The following is a 17,928-nucleotide window of genomic DNA, read 5'->3' on the forward strand; positions in this document are numbered from 1 at the left end:
CAAACCCTAGATTTGTAGATTTTTAGTCTCAATACCCATCAATAGAGACGCTTAATCCCTATTTGATAGCAAGAGAGCAGAAAGATTTCTATAAGATGGGTTTTAATGATTAGCCCCTAAACTCTAATCTTATTGCGTATCATCTTGCGTGTCGTTTTGCGCGTCATCTTGCAAATCATCAGACTTCTTGCCAATCACTTCTTCTAACACTTTACAACTACCGCTAAAGCCTAAAGCGCACCCTTTCTTATAATATGAAGTGGCTCTATCCAAATCCTTTGGAGTGCCCTTACCCGTGTAATACATCACCGCCACATTATGACAACCGCTCCCTTCTTTTAAAGAACAACCCTTTTTATAAAGATTCAAGGCTTGCTCTTCATTTTGCTTGACATTCATACCGGCTTCATACATGTATCCCAAGCTCACACAGCTCGCTCCGTCTTTTAAATGGCACCCTCTTTTAAAATTTGTAAGGGCTTTTTTCAAATCCTTCTGTACGCCTTTTGCGTTCCTATACATATACCCTGCAAAGTTACAACTAATGCCATAATTCAAACTGCAAGCGTATTGAAAAAGAGAAAGGGCTTTGGCATAATTTTGCTTAACGCCCGTGCCATTAAAATACATAAAACCTAAACTCCCGCAACTCACCCCACCCTCTAAGTGGCACCCTCTTCTGTAATAATAGACAGCCTTTGGAAGATCTTTTTGCACGCTATCGCCATCTTCATACATAGAGCCTAGACTCGTGCAAGCGAGATGATTCCTTAAATTACACCCTCTTCTGTAATAAAAAACGGCTTTTGGAATGTTCTGATCCACGCTATCGCCATCTTCATACATAGAGCCTAAACTCGTGCAACCAATCCCCACCCTCAAATTACAGCTCCTCTTATAAAAAGCCACCGCTTTATGGTAATCCCCTCTCTTAAGGGCTTGATTAGCCATCTTAAAATATTTCTCACCGGTTGTAGCCACCAAATAACTGAAACAACTTGCCATTAAAAATAAAATCAAAAACCACTTTTTAGTCCAACTCTTTATCATCTCATTCCTTACAAAACTAAGCCAAAGCTCACACAAAGAAAATCAGTAAAACCCCAATCTAATTGGTTATTATAGTATAATATTGTCAAAAAATAAATTCAACTTTGGATTAAATTTAATTAAAAACCTATTTTAGGAAAACCATTTAAAATGAGTATTATTATTCCTATTGTCATCGCTTTTGACAATCATTATGCCATTCCAGCTGGCGTGAGCTTGTATTCCATGCTGGCTTGCACTAAATTAAAAAATCCCCAATCGCAAAATGATAGTGAAAAACTTTTTTATAAAATCCACTGCCTGGTGGATAACTTAAGCCTTGAAAACCAGCGCAAATTAAAAGAGACTCTAGCCCCCTTTAGCGCTTTTATGAGCGTGGATTTTTTAGACATTTCAACCCCTAATCTTTACACCACTTCAATAGAACCCTCTGTGGTTGATAAGATCAATAAAGCTTTTTTGCAACTCAATATTTACGCTAAGACTCGCTTTTCTAAAATGGTCATGTGCCGCTTGTTTTTGGCTTCTTTATTCCCGCAATACGACAAAATTATCATGTTTGATGCGGACACTTTATTTTTAAACGATGTGAGCGAAAGTTTTTTTATCCCGCTAGATGGTTATTATTTTGGAGCGGCTAAAGATTTTTCTTCTCCTAAAAGCCCTAAACACTTTCAAAAGGAAAGAGAAAGAGAGCCTCGCAAAGCCTTTTCCCTTTATGAGCATTACCTTAAAGAAAAAGACATGAAAATCATTCATGAAAGCAATTATAACGCCGGGTTTTTGATCGTGAATTTAAAGCTGTGGCGTGCTGATCATTTAGAAGAGCGCTTACTCAATTTAACCCGTCAAAAAGGCCAATGCGTGTTTTACCCTGAACAGGATCTTTTAACGCTCGCATGCTACCCAAAAGTTTTAATCTTGCCTTATATTTATAACACCCACCCTTTCATGGCCAATCAAAAACGCTTCATCCCTGACAAAAAAGAAATCGTCATGCTGCATTTTTATTTTATAGGGAAACCTTGGGTTTCACCCACTGCTTTATATTCTAAAGAATGGCATGAGACTCTTTTAAAGACCCCTTTTTATGCCGAATATTCCGTGAAATTCCTTAAACAAATGACAGAATTTTTAAGCCTTAAAGACAAACAAAAAACCTTTGAATTTCTTGCCCCCCTACTCAACCCAAAAACCCTTTTAGAATATGTCTTTTTCAGATTGAATAGGATTTTCAAACGCTTAAAAGAAAAATTTTTTAACTCTTAGCGTTCTCGTTTGGGCAACACGCTATAAGCGAATTTAACATAAATCGCCAAACTGATCAAAAGCACCGCCACACCAACAGCCAAATACACCGCATAAGTGATTTTATCCGGTTCGCTCACGCTGAATTTAAACACTAACATTAACGCCTCAATGGCTAATGCGATAATGATAGAGCCTAAAAACCTAATCATCGTGCGGTGGATCGCATGGTGGTTATCCCCGCTATTTTTACCCAAAACTTCCTCTTCAAAAATCGCCTTGACTAGATCAAAGGTGGCTAAGGCTAGGGTTAAAAGCACAATGGGGTGGAACACTTCTTTAATGTCAAAACTGCTAAAATTGACAATCGCTGTCCAAAAGCTAGAAATGCATTTCACAAATAAAAGCAACGACACTAAAGTGAGCATGATAGAAATCATAAAATACATGACCATGCTCCCTTCGCTAAAGGTCCTGAAATACTTTGAAGGCGAGCTGATTTCAATCGCCACCCTCAAAGGGATTTGCAAGCACACCACAAACGCCAAATCGTTATTTTGATCATACACCGGGTAAGATGCGCTCACTACCAAATGGTTTCCTTTTTTAGAAGGGTAAGGGTCGGTTAAAATGCAACGCTTTTCATTCACAGCTTGATAAAAATAATATTTATCGCTAAAACTGGCATGCGATTCTAATTCAATCCCTTCTGTTAAATCATGCTCTAATATCCCCTCCTTATGCCCCTGCTCTTTAAGTTGGCTTGGCTTAAGAATTAGCATGCCTTTAGCGTCTAACACAAAAAAACTTTTTGCCATTTTGATTTCAGCGTGCATTTTTCTGATCTGTTTGTTTAAATAATCCAAAGTGATTTCAGGGAGGTGGTTGCGGATATTGTGCGAAAACAAATAGGTAAGATAAGCGTATAACTCGGTGCGGATCTTGGAATATTGGACAATGTCTCTACTTAACATCAAAAGGCCTTTAAAAAAAATTTATGCGATGAATTGTAGCACTTGTTTTAAAGAATTATTTAAACCGCCCCTTGCATCAATGATAAAGGAGGCGTTTTTTTCATAGAGGGCTTGGCGTTTTTCAAAAAGCTCTTTAGCTTGAGTGAGATTATTTAAAAGGGGGCGTTTTTCCCTTTCTTTTTGATTCAAACGCTTAATCAAGGTCTCAAAATCAATCTTGAGGTAAAAAGTTGTGCCTAAACCCTTAAGGTTATCATGCATCACAATGCCCCCACCGGTAGAAATAACATGGGGGGTTTTGAGCGTTTTTAATTCATCAATCAAATTTTTTTCAAACATCCTGAAATTGTCTTCGCCAAGCTCTTCAAAAATCTCCCTCACGCTCAAGCCTACCCTCTCGCTAATGATCATATCCGTATCCAACACTTCTAATTTCAAAGCCAGACCCAATTCTTGTGCTAAAGAGCTTTTACCGCTCCCCATAAAACCGATTAAGACTAAATGCTGCATGCTTTTATTTCAATTTCAATTCATACGCTCCGTTTTTTTCTTCCAAAAGATAGCGGTATTTCCCGTCTAAAATGAGCGTGATGCGGTAATAATCTTTGTGCGTGCCGACTTTAATGTGAGAAAAAAACTTCTGGTTTAAATCCATGTTTTGATAAATATCCAAAGGGCCTTTTTGCGTGTCTAACACGATTCTATAAGGATTGACTAGCACAAAAGAGCGCAAAACTTTATAAGGGGAACGCAAGATCATCGTGTTGTTTGCCATTAAAAAATCAAAATCTTGGATCTGGTAGCGTTTTTCAAAGGCGGCTTGATCAAGGGTGTGTTGGGAGAGCTTTAAGGGGTAATGCCAATCAATGCTTTTATCAATGCCCACGACTTTAGAATGGATAGAGCCATCAATATCCTGGTAAGTGAGCGTGATTTGTTTTAAAATCCTAGCACTCGTGGGCAAATCCACATGGATTTCTTTAAAATAACTATCGTAGATCCCATTAAAGCCCCCTTGCAAATTCTTGGAATTGATTTCAGACTCAAAAGGGTTGTCTCTAGCCAATAAAACGCTTAAAACCACCACCAAACCTATCATCTTTTTTAACACTACCATTTTCCTTAAATCTAATCTCTAGGCCGTAATTCCCTCAACTCAAACAAACGCTTTTGCAAGCGCATGTTCTTGCTTTGCAATTCGGTGATTTCTTGCTGCAATCGTTCATGCTTGTCTCTTAAATCCAAATAAACCTCTAAAGAAGAACCCCCAAAAAGCAACTTCCCTAAATAATACCCAAACCCAAGCAGTAAAAGGAAAAAGACAATAAGGGAGCTATGGCTATAGAAAAAATCTCGCACCTTGTTGTCTTTGATTTCATCGTTTTCAAAAAGGCCACTAGCCATGCTTAAACAACTCTTTGCCGATATAAATCCCCCCTTTTAATTCATGCTCAATCTCTAAAAGGCGGTTGTATTTAGCGATCCTTTCACTCCTTGCGGTGGATCCGGTTTTAATTTCTCCCGTATTCAATGCGACAGCAAAATCAGCGATAAAGCTGTCCTCGCTCTCCCCGCTTCTATGGCTCATCACGCATTGATAGGCATGGTGTTTGGCTAATCTTATGGTCTCTAAAGTCTCACTAATGGTGCCGATTTGATTGGGTTTGATTAAAATGGCGTTCGCAATGTTTTTTTCAATGCCTTTTTGCAAGATGCTTGCGTTCGTTACAAACAAATCATCGCCCACTAACTGGATTTGACGCCCTAATTCCTTGCTCAAAAACGCCCAACCCTCCCAATCGTCTTCGCTCAAACCATCTTCAATGGACACGATCGGGTATTTTGCCACCAACTCTTTATAATAAGCCACTAATTCATGCGAATCTAAAATCTTATTTTCACCCTTTAAATGGTAATTGAAATGTTCATCCACCAATTCGCTGCTCGCTACATCTAAAGCGAGCGCGATTTCTTCGCCTAATTTATAGCCGGCTTTTTCAATGGCTTGAGAAATGACTTCAAGGGGTTCTACATTGTTGTTAAAATTAGGCGCAAAACCCCCCTCATCGCCCACGCTTGTGAGCTGATTCTTTTCATCTAGGAGTTTTTTAAGCGTGTGATAGACTTCCGCGCTCGCTCTTAAGGCTTCTTTAAAACTTTCAAACCCTAAAGGCATGATCATGTATTCTTGAAAGTCTATGGAATTATTCGCATGCGTCCCGCCGTTGATGATATTGAGCATCGGCACAGGCAAAGTCAGAGCGTTAGCCCCCCCTAAATAGCGGTATAATGGCAGATTTAAAGCCTTCGCGCTAGCCCTTGCTAACGCCATAGAAACGCCCAAAACAGCGTTCGCCCCTAAATTAGCGTAATTAGGCGTTCCGTCTAAAGCCCTTAACCTCTCATCTACAAAGGCTTGATTGATCGCTTCAAGCCCTATTAAATGGTGTTTGATCACGCTATTGACATTTTCGCATGCCCTTAAAACCCCTTTACCCAAAAAACGGGTTTTGTCATTATCCCTTAATTCTAACGCTTCTCTTTTACCGGTGCTCGCCCCGCTAGGCACAATCGCACTCGCCTTAGTGTTATCGCTTAAAATCACGCTGGCTTGAATGGTAGGATTGCCCCTACTATCCATCACTTCTAAAGCATGAATGTCTTTAATGGTTAGCATCAAAATCCTTTTTTATTCCATTTCTTCTAAAGGCTCATCCGGTAAGGGCATGATCTCTTCATTAGAGCCAATGCTCTCTTTAATCTTAAGAGTGATTTCATTCGCTAGGGCTTTATCTTCTTTCAGCAAGGCTTTAGCGTTTTCTCTGCCTTGCCCTAGCTTTTTATCCTGGTAGCTAAGCCATGCCCCACTCTTATCCACAATGTCTAATTTCACGCCATAGTCAATGATTTCGCCCTCTTTAGAAATCCCTTCCCCAAACATGATGTCAAATTCCGCTTCTCTAAAGGGCGGAGCGACTTTATTTTTAACCACTTTAGCTTTAGCCCTGTTACCGATATGCTGTTCGTTTTGTTTTAAAGCCGCGATTCTTCTAATATCAATCCTAACGCTCGCATAGAATTTTAAAGCGTTACCTCCGGTTGTGGTCTCTGGACTCCCATAGCCCATCATGCCAATCTTCATCCTGATTTGATTGATAAAGATTAAAGTGGTATTCATCTTGTGCAAAACACCGGTGATTTTTCTTAACGCATGGCTCATAAGCCTTGCTTGCAAGCCCACATGTTGATCGCCCATATCCCCATCAATCTCTGCTTTAGGCGTAAGAGCCGCCACCGAATCCACCACCACTAAATCAATCCCTCCGCTTCTGGTGATCGTTTCTAAAATCTCTAAAGCTTGCTCACCTGTATCAGGTTGTGAAACGAGTAAATTTTCCGTATCCACGCCCAGCCTCTTAGCATAATGCACATCTAGGGCATGCTCAGCGTCAATGAACGCGCACACGCCGCCATTTTTTTGGCATTCTGCGATAATGTGCAAGCTTAAAGTGGTCTTCCCGCTTGACTCTGGCCCATAAATTTCAATGATCCTGCCCTTTGGAACGCCCCCAATCCCTAAAGCCAGATCCAATCCTAACGAGCCTGTAGAAATAGCGTCAATCTTTTCTACTTGCTTATCCCCAAGGCGCACCAACGCCCCCTTACCAAAAACCTTATCAATTTGTTTGATCGCTAAAGAAATCGCTTTTTGTTTGTCTTCATCTATTGCCATTAAATCACCTTATTGAATTTGATTTGTTTATTCTATCAAATCCTAGCCTAAAATCTATTATAATAAAAGGACTTACCCTATCACAAAAGGATTTTACTTTGATTAGTGTCGCTCATAGCCCTGATGCTGATGATATTTTCATGTATTATGCGATTAAGTTTGGCTGGATAGATTGCCCCATTAAAAACAAAACATTCCATAACATTGCTTTGGATATTGAAACCCTAAACCAAGAAGCCCTAAAAAACACTTATGATGTGAGCGCGATAAGCTTTGGGCTATACCCTAAAATTGCGAACGACTACGCCCTACTCCCTACAGCGACAAGCTTTGGGAATGGCTATGGGCCTAAATTAGTGAAAAAAAAGGGCGTGAAATTGAAAAAAGATTTTAGAGTCGCATTAAGCGGGGAGCACACCACAAACGCCCTCTTGTTTAAGATCTATTACAAACACGCGCGCATCGCTTACATGAATTTTTTAGACATTGAAAAAGCGGTTTTGGAAGAAAAAGTGCATGCAGGCGTATTGATCCATGAAAATATTTTGGATTTCCATGATGAATTAGAAGTGGAAAAAGAATTGTGGGATGTTTGGAAAGAACTCATTAAAGTGGATTTACCTTTGCCTTTAGGGGGCATGGCGATTAGGCGCTCTATCCCTTTGTATCGCGCGATTTTGATTAAAAAGGCTTTGATTAAAGCGGTTGAAGTCGCACTAAAACACCAAAATTTGCTCTCTGAAATGCTGTTAGAGCGCTCGCTCATTCGTGTCAATAAAGAGCGCTTACGAACTTATTTAAGCTTGTATGCGAATGAAACTTCAACGCACTTAAGTGAGATTCAAATTCTCGCCATAGACAAGCTTTTTGAATTGGGCTATCAGCATGGGTTTTATGCCAGTTTGTTAAAGACTAAAGATTGCTTGCTCACTGATGAATATTTGCAATACCGCTTTTCTTAATCTAGTTCTAATTTATGCGTGAGCAAGTAACGGATCATTCCATACAATAAAAGGATTTTTAAAAAATCCACCCCCCATAAAAGGTAGTATTTATTTTCTTGTAATTCTTGTTGTTGCAAGAAATAATAAAACCCCTCATTGATGCTTAAATTAGAACTCATTAAGGGCAGCAGCGAATTAAACGCTAATTCCAAAACAACCCCCACCAGAATGAATAACAGCCCCCCTAGTAAAAAACGCGCTTTTTTGATCCTAGCAGCGTTTAAAACGCTCAAAACAAATAAAAATTTCATTAAAACAAGCCCTAAAAACAGCGCGATACCTAGGGTTTTAGTGGGTTTTAACACAAAGGTTTTTAAAGCGGTGTGCAAGATAAACAGCACGCTGGATTGCGCGTTAAAAAGATAATAGCCCAAACGCACGCTCGCCACAAACCAGAACAAACTGAAGATAAAAAACACCATAGGGAGCAAGATTTTAGGGAGCAATAAAGACTCTAAACTAACGGGTAAAGAAAAGCTTAAAACCCCTCTTTTAGAAAAAAGCGCGTTGAGATTTTTGATCGCTCCCACACTGATTGCGACTAGTAAAAACGCCCCCAAGACAAAGAAGAGCGTGTAGCTTAGGGTGAGTATGGTCGTTTCTTCAGCGCTTTGAGAGAAAAAACAAACCGCTAAAACAGTGAGCGTTATTAAAAAATTCCCCACAACAACATTCCCTACTTGCCCCAAGGCGTCATGTTTAAAAACTTTTAAAAAACCCATAGCCTTATTATACCCGTTTGGATAGAAAATTCAGGCTTTTTATCATCAAGTGTTAATAAAAACGCTAAAGGCATTTTTTAAATGCGCTACTTGAAAAAAGCCAGTTGCTCCAAAATCAATTCTTCTTTATTTTTAAAAACAAATTTAAAAAGGATCTTATAACGCCCCATTTTGTCGCTCTCTAACAAATCAAATTTTAAAGGCTCGCATGCGCTTCTACAATCAAGCACTCCTAACCATCTGGGCTGTGATTTGCTGGGATAAAACGCTAAATACACTTGAATATTTGGCGGATCTAAAGCGGGTTTGAGCGGTTGCAATTGCGCATAAAGCGTGTTGGATTTTTCCAAAATCAAAGCGTTGTTTAAAAGGTTTTCTTGGAGTTTTTTATCCCCATGCGTGCCTTTAGAAAAATAGGGCAAAATGGGGGTTTTAGAGCTTTCTGTGAGAGGCTTTAAACCCACCAAAAAACGATAATTGGATTTAAAGTTTTCATAGGTTTTAAGCATAGCGTTAAAGTTTAAATCCACTTCGTTATGACCCTTAAAATACACTAAATCGTTTTTAGGCGAATTTTTTAGGGCAAACACCACCAAAAACACCACAATCCCAAGCCCAAGAATGAGCACGCTCATGATCCCTAAAGGCCAAAAGTTTTTTTCTTTCATTAATTTTCTCTCTTAAGATTTTTTAAAAAAATAAAGCCCCAAAAACGCGCCTAAAAGCGTCAATAACAAAATATAAATAACCACCTTTACAAAAGTTACTCCCTCAGGAGCGTTAAAATTTTTCGTGATATTCACACGATATTTTTGTGCTAAAGCATCTACTGCGACCGAATAGCCGTTAATGAGCATGGCTGAAATCCTTTGGGGCGTGTATTCTTTAGCGTTTGTGGGGAGTAAGGGAGCGATTTTTTCAAAAAAGATTTTATCAGTGTCTAGCAAATCTTTAGGGTTAGCCACTAATTCTATTTTTTGAGCGTCATGGTAAAAAAAGAATACCACAAAAGGGGGTTTGAGCTGTTTTAAAAAGCCCTCTTGATACTTTTGGCGTTCCTTTTTAGCCGCCAAAGCGATAGGATTTTTTTCAAAATCCGTCATATCAATCACAAAACACACGCCTGTTTTAAGATAAAGCTCTTTAGAAACGCCCTCTACAAACACAACGCTTTTTTCTACCAAACGCCCTTTAGAATTATTAAAAACATAATCATTAGCCCCCAAACAACAAACAAAGGCTATTACAAGCCATAAGATCCTCATGTGCTAAACAAAAACAAGTTAGGCACAAAAGAAATAACAATTGTCATTAAAATGGTCGCTACTACCATTAAGGCTAAGATTTTTTCTAAAGTCGTGAATTTCATTTTTTACTCCCTTGATTGACTAATTCATAATTGGCCCGGTTTTGGGTGTTTTTTGTCTCTAAAGCGTTAATATCCTTATAACGGTAATAATTGGTGGCTTGCTCTTTTTGGATATGGATCGCTTTGAGCGTAAAAAAAACGGCCACACACAACAAAATAACCACAATCAGTAAATTCCCTGCTAATCCGTTTAAAAATTTCATCTCTTTTCCTTTAATCCTCTAAGGGTTTTAGCGATTGGATAAATTCGGCTAACGCTTTAACTTGCAAATCGCTAAAGTTTTTATAATTGAACGATGGCATATGCCCTATATTGCCCTTTTTGCCATGCGTTAAGATATTTCTCAAAAAATTCTCTGTGCCGTAAGCGGTCAAATCGGCCGCAAACACTTGATTTTCTTGCAAGCCCTTACCATCATTGCCATGACAGCCTGTGCAACCCATGCTTTCAAACAGCTCCTTGCCTTTATCAATGAGTTGAGGGTTTTTGGTTTTTTTAACGCTAGAAATTTCTGCCATCACATAGCTCGCAATCGCTTTAGCGTCTTTTTCGTCCAATTCCATAGCGGGCATTTCCCCAGCGAGATAATCCATGCCTTTAGAGCCATGCTTAATGGTGTCCATAATGCCCTCTTCTTTACCCCAACGCACCAGATTTTGAGCGCTCCCATGCAAGCCCTCAGCGGTGATGCCATGGCATTGCGAACAATGGACTAAAAAGATGCCTTGACCCATATCCACCAATTCCTTTTGACCCAAATGCTTCCATTTGGCTTCAAATTTTTGGTTGTGCACTTTAACCTCTTCATTGTATTGCCCGATTTGAGAAAAGCTATTCAGCGGATACCCAAAGAAAAAATACCAAAAAGCCCACACAATCGTGCACATAAAGCTTGCGATCCAGCCTACAGGCACATTATTGGCGAACTCCCCTATCCCATCAATCAAATGCCCGTTTCCTATAAGCTCACCTTGAGATTTGCTGTCGCGCATTTCTTTAATGAGCGAGCTGGATTCATAGATGGTTAAAACTAAAATCACAAGCGCTGCAATCAAGCCAAAAACATTTATATGGTCGTTTAAAAAATCCATTTCAACTTTCCTTTATGCCATTATCATGAACTTTTTTATGGCGTGGTTCAATCAACTCATCTTCTAAAGCGTCATTTAACGCTAAGTATCCATACCGCTCATAATCCACGACGCCCTTTTTTTGCTTTCTATACATGCTAAAAATATAGGCATACAAAAAGAGCGTGAAAAGAATAGTAAAAAACGCATACGCAAAACCTCTCAAACTTTCTAAATCCATCATTCACCCCTTATTTAGCGTTTTTATTAGCGTTGATCCTGGAATTGCCCAAGCTGTTGAGATAAGCGATCAAAGCCACAATTTCTAACACTTCACCTCTCTCAATCGCTTCTAGCACCCTCTTGTCTTTCATGTCGGCTGTGATTTTTTTAGCTTCTTCTAAATAGGCTTTTTTCGCTTCTTCTACGCTCCCTAATTTCACGCCGTTTTCGGTGTCATAAGGCACGCCAAAAACCTTTTTTTGCGTCAAAGCTTCTGCATAAGCGGTGTCAAAGTCGCTCTTTTTTATGAATAAATGCTTATAGGCGGGCATGATGCTGTGCGGCACAACGCTTTTAGGATCAAACATGTGCTTTTCATGCCAATCGGTTGTGCGATAATCCCCCACCCTGTGCAAATCAGGGCCAATCCTTTTAGATCCCCACAAAAATGGCCTATCATACGCATATTCCCCGCTCAAACTATATGCACCGTATCGATCCACCTCAGCTTGGAAAGGGCGGATGAGTTGGGAATGGCAATGATAGCAACCTTCTTGGATATAAATTTGCCTCCCCGCTGTCTCTAAAACCGTATAAGGCCGTAAGCCTTCAATCGGGCGAGCGGATTTAAAGAAGTTGGGCAAAATCTCCACCAAGCCCGCAATCGCAAACACAAAAATAAACGCAAGAGTGAAAAAGAATGGGTTTTTCTCTAAAAAACTAAACATTTCCAACCTCCCCTATCTGGCCATAGGCGTGGCGTAATTGGGCTCACGCTCTAATTTTTTGCCTGCTGTGATGGTCATAAAAATATTGTAAGCAAAAATAATAAATCCGGTAAAATACATAAGACCCCCAACGCCTCTAATATTGTAATAAGGGATTAGCACCTTAACCGTGTCAATGAACTGGTAAGTGAGATTCCCATACTGATCCACATCCCTCCACATCATCCCTTGCGTGATCCCTGCAATCCACATGGACGAAAAGTAAAGCACAATCCCTAAAGTCATGATCCAGAATTGGAAATCCACAAGCCTGCCTGAATAAATCTCTCTTTTGAAAAGCCTAGGCGTCATGTGATACATGCTCGCGATTAAAGTGAAGCCTACCCACCCAAGCACGCCGTCATGCACATGCCCTATAATCCAATCGGTGAAGTGGGCTAAGGCGTTCACGCTTTTGATAGCTTGAATAGAGCCTTCTAAAGTGGAAAGCATGTAGAAAGTTGAAGCTAAAACTAAGAATTTAATCAAAGGGCTTTCTTTGAGCTGGTGCCACTGGCCTCGCATCGTTAAAAGCATGTTAATGGCTGTCCCCCACGAAGGCAAGATCAACACCACGGAAAACACGCTAGAAAGGGTTTGCACCCAATCAGGCACGGTGGAATAAATCAAATGGTGCCCGCCTGCCCAAATATAAACAAACATCAAGCTCCAGAAAGAAAACAAAGTGAGTTTGTAAGAAAAGATAGGCTGGCCGCTCTCTTTAGGCAAGAAATAATAAATCGTGCCAATCACCCCACTCGTAAAGACAAAAGCGACCGCATTATGCCCCCACCACCATTGAATGAGCGCATCATTACTGCCTGAATACATAGAAATAGAATGCCAAACGCTCCCCATATCAGCGACAAAATAGGTGGGAACAGAAAGGTTATTGAAGATATACATCACCGCTATACCCACATAAGTAGCGATGTAATACCATAAAGACACATAAATGGTATTCTCTCTCCTAACGCTCATGCTCCCAAACATATTAACCCCCCATAGCACCCATGCCACAACCACAATAATATCTAAAGGCCACATCAATTCAGCGTATTCTTTAGATTGAGTAACACCAGCAAACAAGCTAATAACCCCTAGAATTAAAAGAAGAATCCAAAGCCAAAAATGCAATAACCCTACCATTTTCAAAAAGGGGTGTTGGTGGTAAGTGATTTTAAGCACCCTTTGACCGATGTAATACCAACTCGCCCAAACCCCCCCAAGAGTGAAACCATAGATCACCGCATTCGTGTGTAAAGGGCGTAAGCGGCCAAAAATACCATACTCCCCTGCAATGTAATTCAAGTTAGGGAAGGACAATTCAAAGGCTAACACAATCCCTATTAACATGCCTATTATCCCAAAGGCAATCATCGCATAAAGAAACAATTTGCTAATGGAATAATCATAACTCAAAGGCACATTTTCTTGCATGCAATACTCCTATTTGTAGTAAATTCAACAAAGATAAACACAATTATAAAATTTTATCTTTTTCAAAAAGCTTAATTTTTAATCTTTTCCTGTAACATTGTAATAACTCAATCCAATTTGAATGACATTTTTAAGCCAAACCACTACTATCTTTGGCTAAAGGCTAAACATGATTAAACCAATTTTCTCAATCCTTGCCCCTTTTTTTATCGCAACGCTATTGTATTTTTTAGGTGCACCGGATGGGTTAAACCCTAACGCATGGCTTTATTTTTGTATTTTCATAGGCATGATTATAGGGCTAGTTTTAGAGCCGGTGCCACCAGGCTTGGTAGCGTTAAGCGCGTTAGTGTTGTGCGTGGCGTTAAGAATTGGAGCGAGTGATGGCGTAGCGAACGCTAATAAGGCTATTTCGTGGGGCTTGAGCGGGTATGCGAACAAAACGGTGTGGCTTGTGTTTGTCGCTTTTATTTTGGGTTTAGGGTATGAAAAAAGCTTGTTAGGGAAACGGATCGCTCTTTTACTCATTAGGTTTTTAGGGCAAACCCCTTTAGGTTTAGGCTATGCGATTGGTTTGAGCGAATTGTGTCTAGCCCCTTTTATCCCTAGCAACTCCGCTAGAAGTGGGGGCATACTCTATCCAATCGTTTCTTCTATCCCGCCCTTGATGGGCTCTACTCCAAGCGACAACCCCAACAAAATCGGCGCGTATTTGATGTGGGTCGCTTTGGCTTCAACTTGCATCACTTCGTCCATGTTTTTAACCGCGCTCGCTCCTAACCCCCTAGCAATGGAAATCGCTACCAAAATGGGCGTGGATGAAATCTCATGGTTTTCGTGGTTTTTAGCGTTCTTACCTTGTGGGGTGGTTTTGATCTTGCTTGCGCCTTTATTAGCGTATAAAACCTGCAAACCCACCTTAAAAGGCTCAAAAGAAGTGAGTTTGTGGGCTAAAAAGGAATTAGAGGGCATGGGGAGGTTTTCTTTAAGAGAAATTTTAATGCTCAGCCTCACTCTATTGGCTTTATTGGGTTGGATTTTTGGCAAACCTTTAGGCTTGCATGCGAGCGCGACGGCTTTGATTGTCATGGTTTTAATGGCGTTTTGTAAGATTGTAAGCTATGAAGACATCATTAAAAACAAGAGCGCGTTCAACATTTTTTTATTGCTGGGATCGCTACTCACGATGGCTGGTGGGCTTAAAAATATAGGCTTTTTAAATTTTATCGGCAATGCGGCTCAAAATTTTTTAGAGCATGCGCACTTAAATCCGTTAATAGCGGTATTGTTTATTGTAGCCCTCTTTTATCTGTCGCATTATTTTTTCGCTAGCATCACCGCTCATGTGAGCGCGTTATTCGCGCTTTTTGTGGGGATTGGTTCACACCTTCAAGGGATCAATTTGCAAGAATTGAGCTTGTTTTTAATGTTTTCTTTAGGGATTATGGGGATTTTAACCCCCTATGGCACAGGCCCATCCACCATTTATTACGGGAGCGGGTATATTCCAAGCAAGGATTTTTGGAAATGGGGGTTTATTTTTGGTATGGTGTATTTGATCGTGTTTTTAAGCGTGTGCATACCTTGGATCAAATTCATCGCTTACAGGTGGTTGTAGCTGGAAACTTTACACAACGCCCTTTTAAAATGGTATGAAGAATTCGGGCGAAAGGATTTACCTTTCAGGAATCTAAAGGGCATTAACGCTCCTTATGAAGTCTATATCAGCGAAGTGATGAGCCAACAAACCCAAATCAACACGGTGGTTGAGCGTTTTTATTCCCCTTTTTTAGAAGCTTTCCCCACTTTAAAAGACTTAGCGAACGCTCAATTAGAAGAGGTTTTATTGCTCTGGCGAGGGCTTGGTTATTATTCAAGGGCTAAAAATTTAAAAAAAAGCGCTGAAATTTGCGTTAAAGAACACCACTCACAGCTACCTAATGACTATCAAAGCCTGTTGAAACTCCCAGGGATTGGCGCATACACGGCTAATGCGATTTTATGTTTTGGCTTTAGAGAAAAGAGCGCATGCGTGGATGCCAATATCAAACGAGTGCTTTTAAGGCTTTTTGGTTTGGATCCTAATATCCAAGCTAAAGACTTACAAATTAAAGCGAATGACTTTCTCAATCTTAATGAAAGCTTTAATCATAACCAAGCCCTAATTGATCTAGGGGCTTTAATCTGTTCCCCTAAACCCAAATGCGTAATTTGCCCTTTAAATCCTTATTGTTTAGGTAAAAACAACCCAGAAAAACACACGCTTAAGAAAAAACAAGAAACCATTCAAGAAGAGCGTTACTTGGGCGTTGTGATCCAAAATAACCAAATCGCTTTAGAAAAAATAGAGCAAAAACTCTATTTTGGGATGCACCATTTCCCTAATTTAAAAGAAAATTTAGAATACAAGCTCCCCTTTTTAGGCGCTATCAAACACAGCCACACTAAATTCAAGCTCAATTTAAACCTCTATTCAGCTGCGATAAAAGATTTAAAAAACCCTGTTCGTTTTTATAGCCTTAAAGACTTAGAAACCTTACCCATAAGCTCTATGACGCTTAAAATTTTGAATTTTTTAAAACAAAAAAATTTATTTGGGGGTTAAAGTTTGCCAAATCTAAAATGGCTCTACTTTACCATAGGCACCACTTCAGGGATCAAATACGCAATCGCGCTAATCACGACTCCCATGATCGCTACAAAAATAAGGGAGTATTTGACCGTGAATTTGAATAAATCGCTCTCTTTCCCGGCTAACCCCACCGCCGCGCAAGCGATAGCGATGCTTTGAGGGCTTATCATCTTGCCCAAAGTGCCACCCACGGTATTAGCCGTTAGGGTTAAAACCTCAGGGAGGTGCAATCGTTGGGCGGTGAGTTGCTGTAAAGAGCCAAATAAAAGATTAGAACTCGTATCGCTTCCCGTTAAAAACACGCCTACCCACCCGATCAAAGGCGAGAAAAAGGTGAAAGCTAATCCCGTATGGGTGAGCGCTAAGGCTAGAGTGGAAGAAATCCCGCTGTAATTAGACACATAGGCAAAGCTTAAGACTAAACCAATGGTAAGAATGGGATAGCGCATTTCTTTTAAAGTCTCGCCAAAGACGCTCACTGCATCGCTCACTCGCACCCTTAAAACGAGCATGCTAATGAGAGCGGCTAGAAAAATGGAAGTGCCAACCGTGTTGATTAAGAAAAATTTAAACACTACCGGAAAACTCACGCTTTGATTAGATTCTACAAAAGGCGGGCTTTTAAAGATGTGGTTACTGATGTTATTGAATTCAAAATAAAAATTAGAAAAAGCTAACAAGCCGTCTTTTTCAAATAAAGCCTTAAAAAAAGGCTGTATCCATAGCACAATCACTAAAACCAAAATCACAAAAGGAGACCAAGCGACATAAACCTTACAGATATGATGGTTACTCTTAGTGAATGAAGCCGCTTTGCCATCGCTTCTAAAAATGACTTTAGGCTGCCAAAATTTCAAAAAGAGCGCCGTTGCAACGAGTGAAACAAGGGCTGAAATAATACCAGGCAATTCTGGCCCCAAATAATTAGAGCTTAAAAATTGCGCGCCAGCGAAAGAAAAAGCCGCGATAAAAACAGCCGGAAAAGTCTCTTTAATCCCCTTAAAGCCATCCATTAAAAACACAATGAAAAACGGCACTAACAGGCTCACAAAAAAGAGGATTTTACCCGTCATGGCTGAAATTAAAATCGCTGGCACCCCTACCGCGCTCGCCATAGCGCTTATAGGGATACCCACCGCGCCAAAAGCCACAGGAGCGGTGTTAGCGATTAGGCACAATCCGGCAGAATATAAGGGGCTTAACCCTAAGCCCACTAAAATCGCTGCGGTAATGGCAATAGGCCCTCCAAAGCCGATCGCCCCTTCTAAAAATGAGCCAAAACAAAAGCCAATCAAAATCACTAAAATCCTGTGATCTAAAGTGATGGACTGGACGCTTTCTTTTAAAATTTCAAAATAGCCGGATTTAACGCTGAGTTTGTATAAAAAAATCGCCGCAATGATGATCCAAGCGATCGGCCATAAGCCGTAGAGGAAGCCATAAAGAAAGCTTGAACCTACCATGCTAACAGGCATTTTATACACTAAAACCGCAATAATGGCTGACAGAGCCACGCTCAAAAAGGCCGCTGTATAACCTTTGAGTTTAAAGACCATTAAAGATAAGAAAAATAACAAAATCGGCAATAAGGCCACAAGAGCGCTCAACCAAATATTACCCAAAGGGTCATAAATTTGATGAAATTCTGACACTAAAAATCCCTTTAAAAAATATTCTCTTACTCCCCTAAACCCCC

General features: G+C 40.1%; 20 protein-coding genes. 4 read left to right on the plus strand and 16 right to left on the minus strand.

Translation table 11 applies throughout. The annotated features are described in order from the left end of the window. Positions 1-129 precede the first annotated feature (129 nt). The gene (locus FIM44_RS03995) at positions 130-1,050 is read right to left on the minus strand and encodes a tetratricopeptide repeat protein (RefSeq protein WP_140579166.1); all 921 of its coding nucleotides are present in this window, start codon (positions 1,048-1,050) and stop codon (positions 130-132) included. A gap of 150 nt (positions 1,051-1,200) precedes the next feature. Here FIM44_RS03995 and rfaJ point away from each other — a divergent pair, with 150 nt between their 5' ends. After that, complete coding sequence (gene rfaJ, locus FIM44_RS04000; protein ID WP_140579167.1) at positions 1,201-2,319, plus strand: HP0159 family lipopolysaccharide 1,6-glucosyltransferase; 1,119 nt, start codon at positions 1,201-1,203, stop codon at positions 2,317-2,319. Here the strand turns inward: rfaJ and FIM44_RS04005 are convergent. Genes FIM44_RS04005 through recA form a run of 6 tightly spaced genes read right to left on the minus strand, consistent with a single transcriptional unit; the run spans position 2,316 to position 7,005 of the window. After that, positions 2,316-3,272 (minus strand): PDC sensor domain-containing protein, encoded by a 957-nt coding sequence (locus FIM44_RS04005; protein WP_000952278.1) that lies wholly within the window; start codon positions 3,270-3,272, stop codon positions 2,316-2,318. The two genes, rfaJ and FIM44_RS04005, sit on opposite strands and share 4 nt — an antisense overlap. Before the next feature lie 21 nt (positions 3,273-3,293). Further along, complete coding sequence (locus tag FIM44_RS04010; RefSeq protein WP_001164286.1) at positions 3,294-3,782, minus strand: shikimate kinase; 489 nt, start codon at positions 3,780-3,782, stop codon at positions 3,294-3,296. Positions 3,783-3,786: 4 nt separating this feature from the next. Continuing rightward, entirely contained in the window at positions 3,787-4,383 is a 597-nt protein-coding gene (locus FIM44_RS04015; protein ID WP_194148694.1) for an AMIN domain-containing protein, read from the minus strand. A gap of 17 nt (positions 4,384-4,400) precedes the next feature. Continuing rightward, entirely contained in the window at positions 4,401-4,676 is a 276-nt protein-coding gene (locus FIM44_RS04020; RefSeq protein ID WP_140579169.1) for a hypothetical protein, read from the minus strand. Beyond that, positions 4,669-5,949 (minus strand): phosphopyruvate hydratase, encoded by a 1,281-nt coding sequence (gene eno / locus FIM44_RS04025; protein WP_100977330.1) that lies wholly within the window; start codon positions 5,947-5,949, stop codon positions 4,669-4,671. Before eno ends, FIM44_RS04020 begins: the two co-directional genes overlap by 8 nt. A 12-nt stretch (positions 5,950-5,961) precedes the next feature. Continuing rightward, on the minus strand, positions 5,962-7,005 hold the full coding sequence (gene recA / locus FIM44_RS04030; protein ID WP_000952098.1) for a recombinase RecA: 1,044 nt from the start codon (positions 7,003-7,005) through the stop codon (positions 5,962-5,964). A gap of 98 nt (positions 7,006-7,103) precedes the next feature. On the opposite strand from recA, the gene FIM44_RS04035 reads away from it, so the two are divergent. Then, positions 7,104-7,967 carry a menaquinone biosynthesis family protein gene (locus FIM44_RS04035; RefSeq protein ID WP_140579170.1) on the plus strand — a complete coding sequence of 288 codons (864 nt, stop codon included), beginning with the start codon at positions 7,104-7,106 and terminating at the stop codon, positions 7,965-7,967. Here FIM44_RS04035 and FIM44_RS04040 read toward each other — a convergent pair. From FIM44_RS04040 to ccoN, 8 genes are all read right to left on the minus strand, one after another. Next, a complete protein-coding gene (locus tag FIM44_RS04040) occupies positions 7,964-8,731 on the minus strand; it encodes a hypothetical protein (protein WP_140579171.1) in 768 nt (255 codons plus the stop codon). The genes FIM44_RS04035 and FIM44_RS04040 overlap by 4 nt on opposite strands. Positions 8,732-8,817: 86 nt before the next feature. Further along, complete coding sequence (locus tag FIM44_RS04045) at positions 8,818-9,399, minus strand: hypothetical protein (RefSeq protein WP_140579172.1); 582 nt, start codon at positions 9,397-9,399, stop codon at positions 8,818-8,820. Between the two features lie 12 nt (positions 9,400-9,411). Then, positions 9,412-9,996, minus strand: coding sequence for a hypothetical protein (locus FIM44_RS04050; protein WP_140579173.1), 585 nt, complete (start codon positions 9,994-9,996; stop codon positions 9,412-9,414). 100 nt (positions 9,997-10,096) lie between these two features. Then, positions 10,097-10,303, minus strand: coding sequence for a DUF4006 family protein (locus tag FIM44_RS04055; protein ID WP_000670506.1), 207 nt, complete (start codon positions 10,301-10,303; stop codon positions 10,097-10,099). A 10-nt stretch (positions 10,304-10,313) separates the two neighbouring features. Further along, on the minus strand, positions 10,314-11,192 hold the full coding sequence (ccoP, locus tag FIM44_RS04060; protein ID WP_050834558.1) for a cytochrome-c oxidase, cbb3-type subunit III: 879 nt from the start codon (positions 11,190-11,192) through the stop codon (positions 10,314-10,316). A 1-nt stretch (position 11,193) separates the two neighbouring features. After that, the gene (locus FIM44_RS04065; protein ID WP_001864632.1) at positions 11,194-11,412 is read right to left on the minus strand and encodes a cytochrome c oxidase, cbb3-type, CcoQ subunit; all 219 of its coding nucleotides are present in this window, start codon (positions 11,410-11,412) and stop codon (positions 11,194-11,196) included. Positions 11,413-11,422: 10 nt separating this feature from the next. Beyond that, positions 11,423-12,121, minus strand: coding sequence for a cytochrome-c oxidase, cbb3-type subunit II (gene ccoO / locus FIM44_RS04070; protein ID WP_140579174.1), 699 nt, complete (start codon positions 12,119-12,121; stop codon positions 11,423-11,425). 12 nt (positions 12,122-12,133) lie between these two features. Further along, positions 12,134-13,600 (minus strand): cytochrome-c oxidase, cbb3-type subunit I, encoded by a 1,467-nt coding sequence (gene ccoN, locus FIM44_RS04075; protein ID WP_140579175.1) that lies wholly within the window; start codon positions 13,598-13,600, stop codon positions 12,134-12,136. 169 nt (positions 13,601-13,769) lie between these two features. On the opposite strand from ccoN, the gene FIM44_RS04080 reads away from it, so the two are divergent. Further along, positions 13,770-15,218 (plus strand): DASS family sodium-coupled anion symporter, encoded by a 1,449-nt coding sequence (locus tag FIM44_RS04080; protein WP_140579176.1) that lies wholly within the window; start codon positions 13,770-13,772, stop codon positions 15,216-15,218. Continuing rightward, a complete protein-coding gene (locus tag FIM44_RS04085; protein ID WP_140579177.1) occupies positions 15,219-16,205 on the plus strand; it encodes an adenine-specific DNA glycosylase in 987 nt (328 codons plus the stop codon). It begins immediately after the preceding gene. A gap of 23 nt (positions 16,206-16,228) precedes the next feature. Here the strand turns inward: FIM44_RS04085 and FIM44_RS04090 are convergent, their stop codons facing one another. Continuing rightward, positions 16,229-17,884 (minus strand): L-lactate permease, encoded by a 1,656-nt coding sequence (locus tag FIM44_RS04090; protein ID WP_140579178.1) that lies wholly within the window; start codon positions 17,882-17,884, stop codon positions 16,229-16,231. Positions 17,885-17,928: the final 44 nt, after the last annotated feature.

This window comes from Helicobacter pylori, assembly GCF_006440215.1.
GTDB lineage: Bacteria > Campylobacterota > Campylobacteria > Campylobacterales > Helicobacteraceae > Helicobacter > Helicobacter pylori_CS.

Bases quoted from the DNA above. Each gene is read 5' to 3' on its own strand.
- recA (WP_000952098.1), bottom strand. From the start codon at position 7,005: ATGGCAATAGATGAAGACAAACAAAAAGCGATTTCTTTAGCGATCAAA.
- rfaJ (WP_140579167.1), top strand. From the start codon at position 1,201: ATGAGTATTATTATTCCTATTGTCATCGCTTTTGACAATCATTATGCC.
- FIM44_RS04020 (WP_140579169.1), bottom strand. From the start codon at position 4,676: ATGGCTAGTGGCCTTTTTGAAAACGATGAAATCAAAGACAACAAGGTG.
- FIM44_RS04040 (WP_140579171.1), bottom strand. From the start codon at position 8,731: ATGGGTTTTTTAAAAGTTTTTAAACATGACGCCTTGGGGCAAGTAGGG.
- ccoO (WP_140579174.1), bottom strand. From the start codon at position 12,121: ATGTTTAGTTTTTTAGAGAAAAACCCATTCTTTTTCACTCTTGCGTTT.
- FIM44_RS04010 (WP_001164286.1), bottom strand. From the start codon at position 3,782: ATGCAGCATTTAGTCTTAATCGGTTTTATGGGGAGCGGTAAAAGCTCT.
- eno (WP_100977330.1), bottom strand. From the start codon at position 5,949: ATGCTAACCATTAAAGACATTCATGCTTTAGAAGTGATGGATAGTAGG.
- FIM44_RS03995 (WP_140579166.1), bottom strand. From the start codon at position 1,050: ATGATAAAGAGTTGGACTAAAAAGTGGTTTTTGATTTTATTTTTAATG.
- FIM44_RS04065 (WP_001864632.1), bottom strand. From the start codon at position 11,412: ATGGATTTAGAAAGTTTGAGAGGTTTTGCGTATGCGTTTTTTACTATT.
- ccoN (WP_140579175.1), bottom strand. From the start codon at position 13,600: ATGCAAGAAAATGTGCCTTTGAGTTATGATTATTCCATTAGCAAATTG.
- ccoP (WP_050834558.1), bottom strand. From the start codon at position 11,192: ATGGATTTTTTAAACGACCATATAAATGTTTTTGGCTTGATTGCAGCG.
- FIM44_RS04050 (WP_140579173.1), bottom strand. From the start codon at position 9,996: ATGAGGATCTTATGGCTTGTAATAGCCTTTGTTTGTTGTTTGGGGGCT.
- FIM44_RS04045 (WP_140579172.1), bottom strand. From the start codon at position 9,399: ATGAAAGAAAAAAACTTTTGGCCTTTAGGGATCATGAGCGTGCTCATT.
- FIM44_RS04005 (WP_000952278.1), bottom strand. From the start codon at position 3,272: ATGTTAAGTAGAGACATTGTCCAATATTCCAAGATCCGCACCGAGTTA.
- FIM44_RS04080 (WP_140579176.1), top strand. From the start codon at position 13,770: ATGATTAAACCAATTTTCTCAATCCTTGCCCCTTTTTTTATCGCAACG.
- FIM44_RS04055 (WP_000670506.1), bottom strand. From the start codon at position 10,303: ATGAAATTTTTAAACGGATTAGCAGGGAATTTACTGATTGTGGTTATT.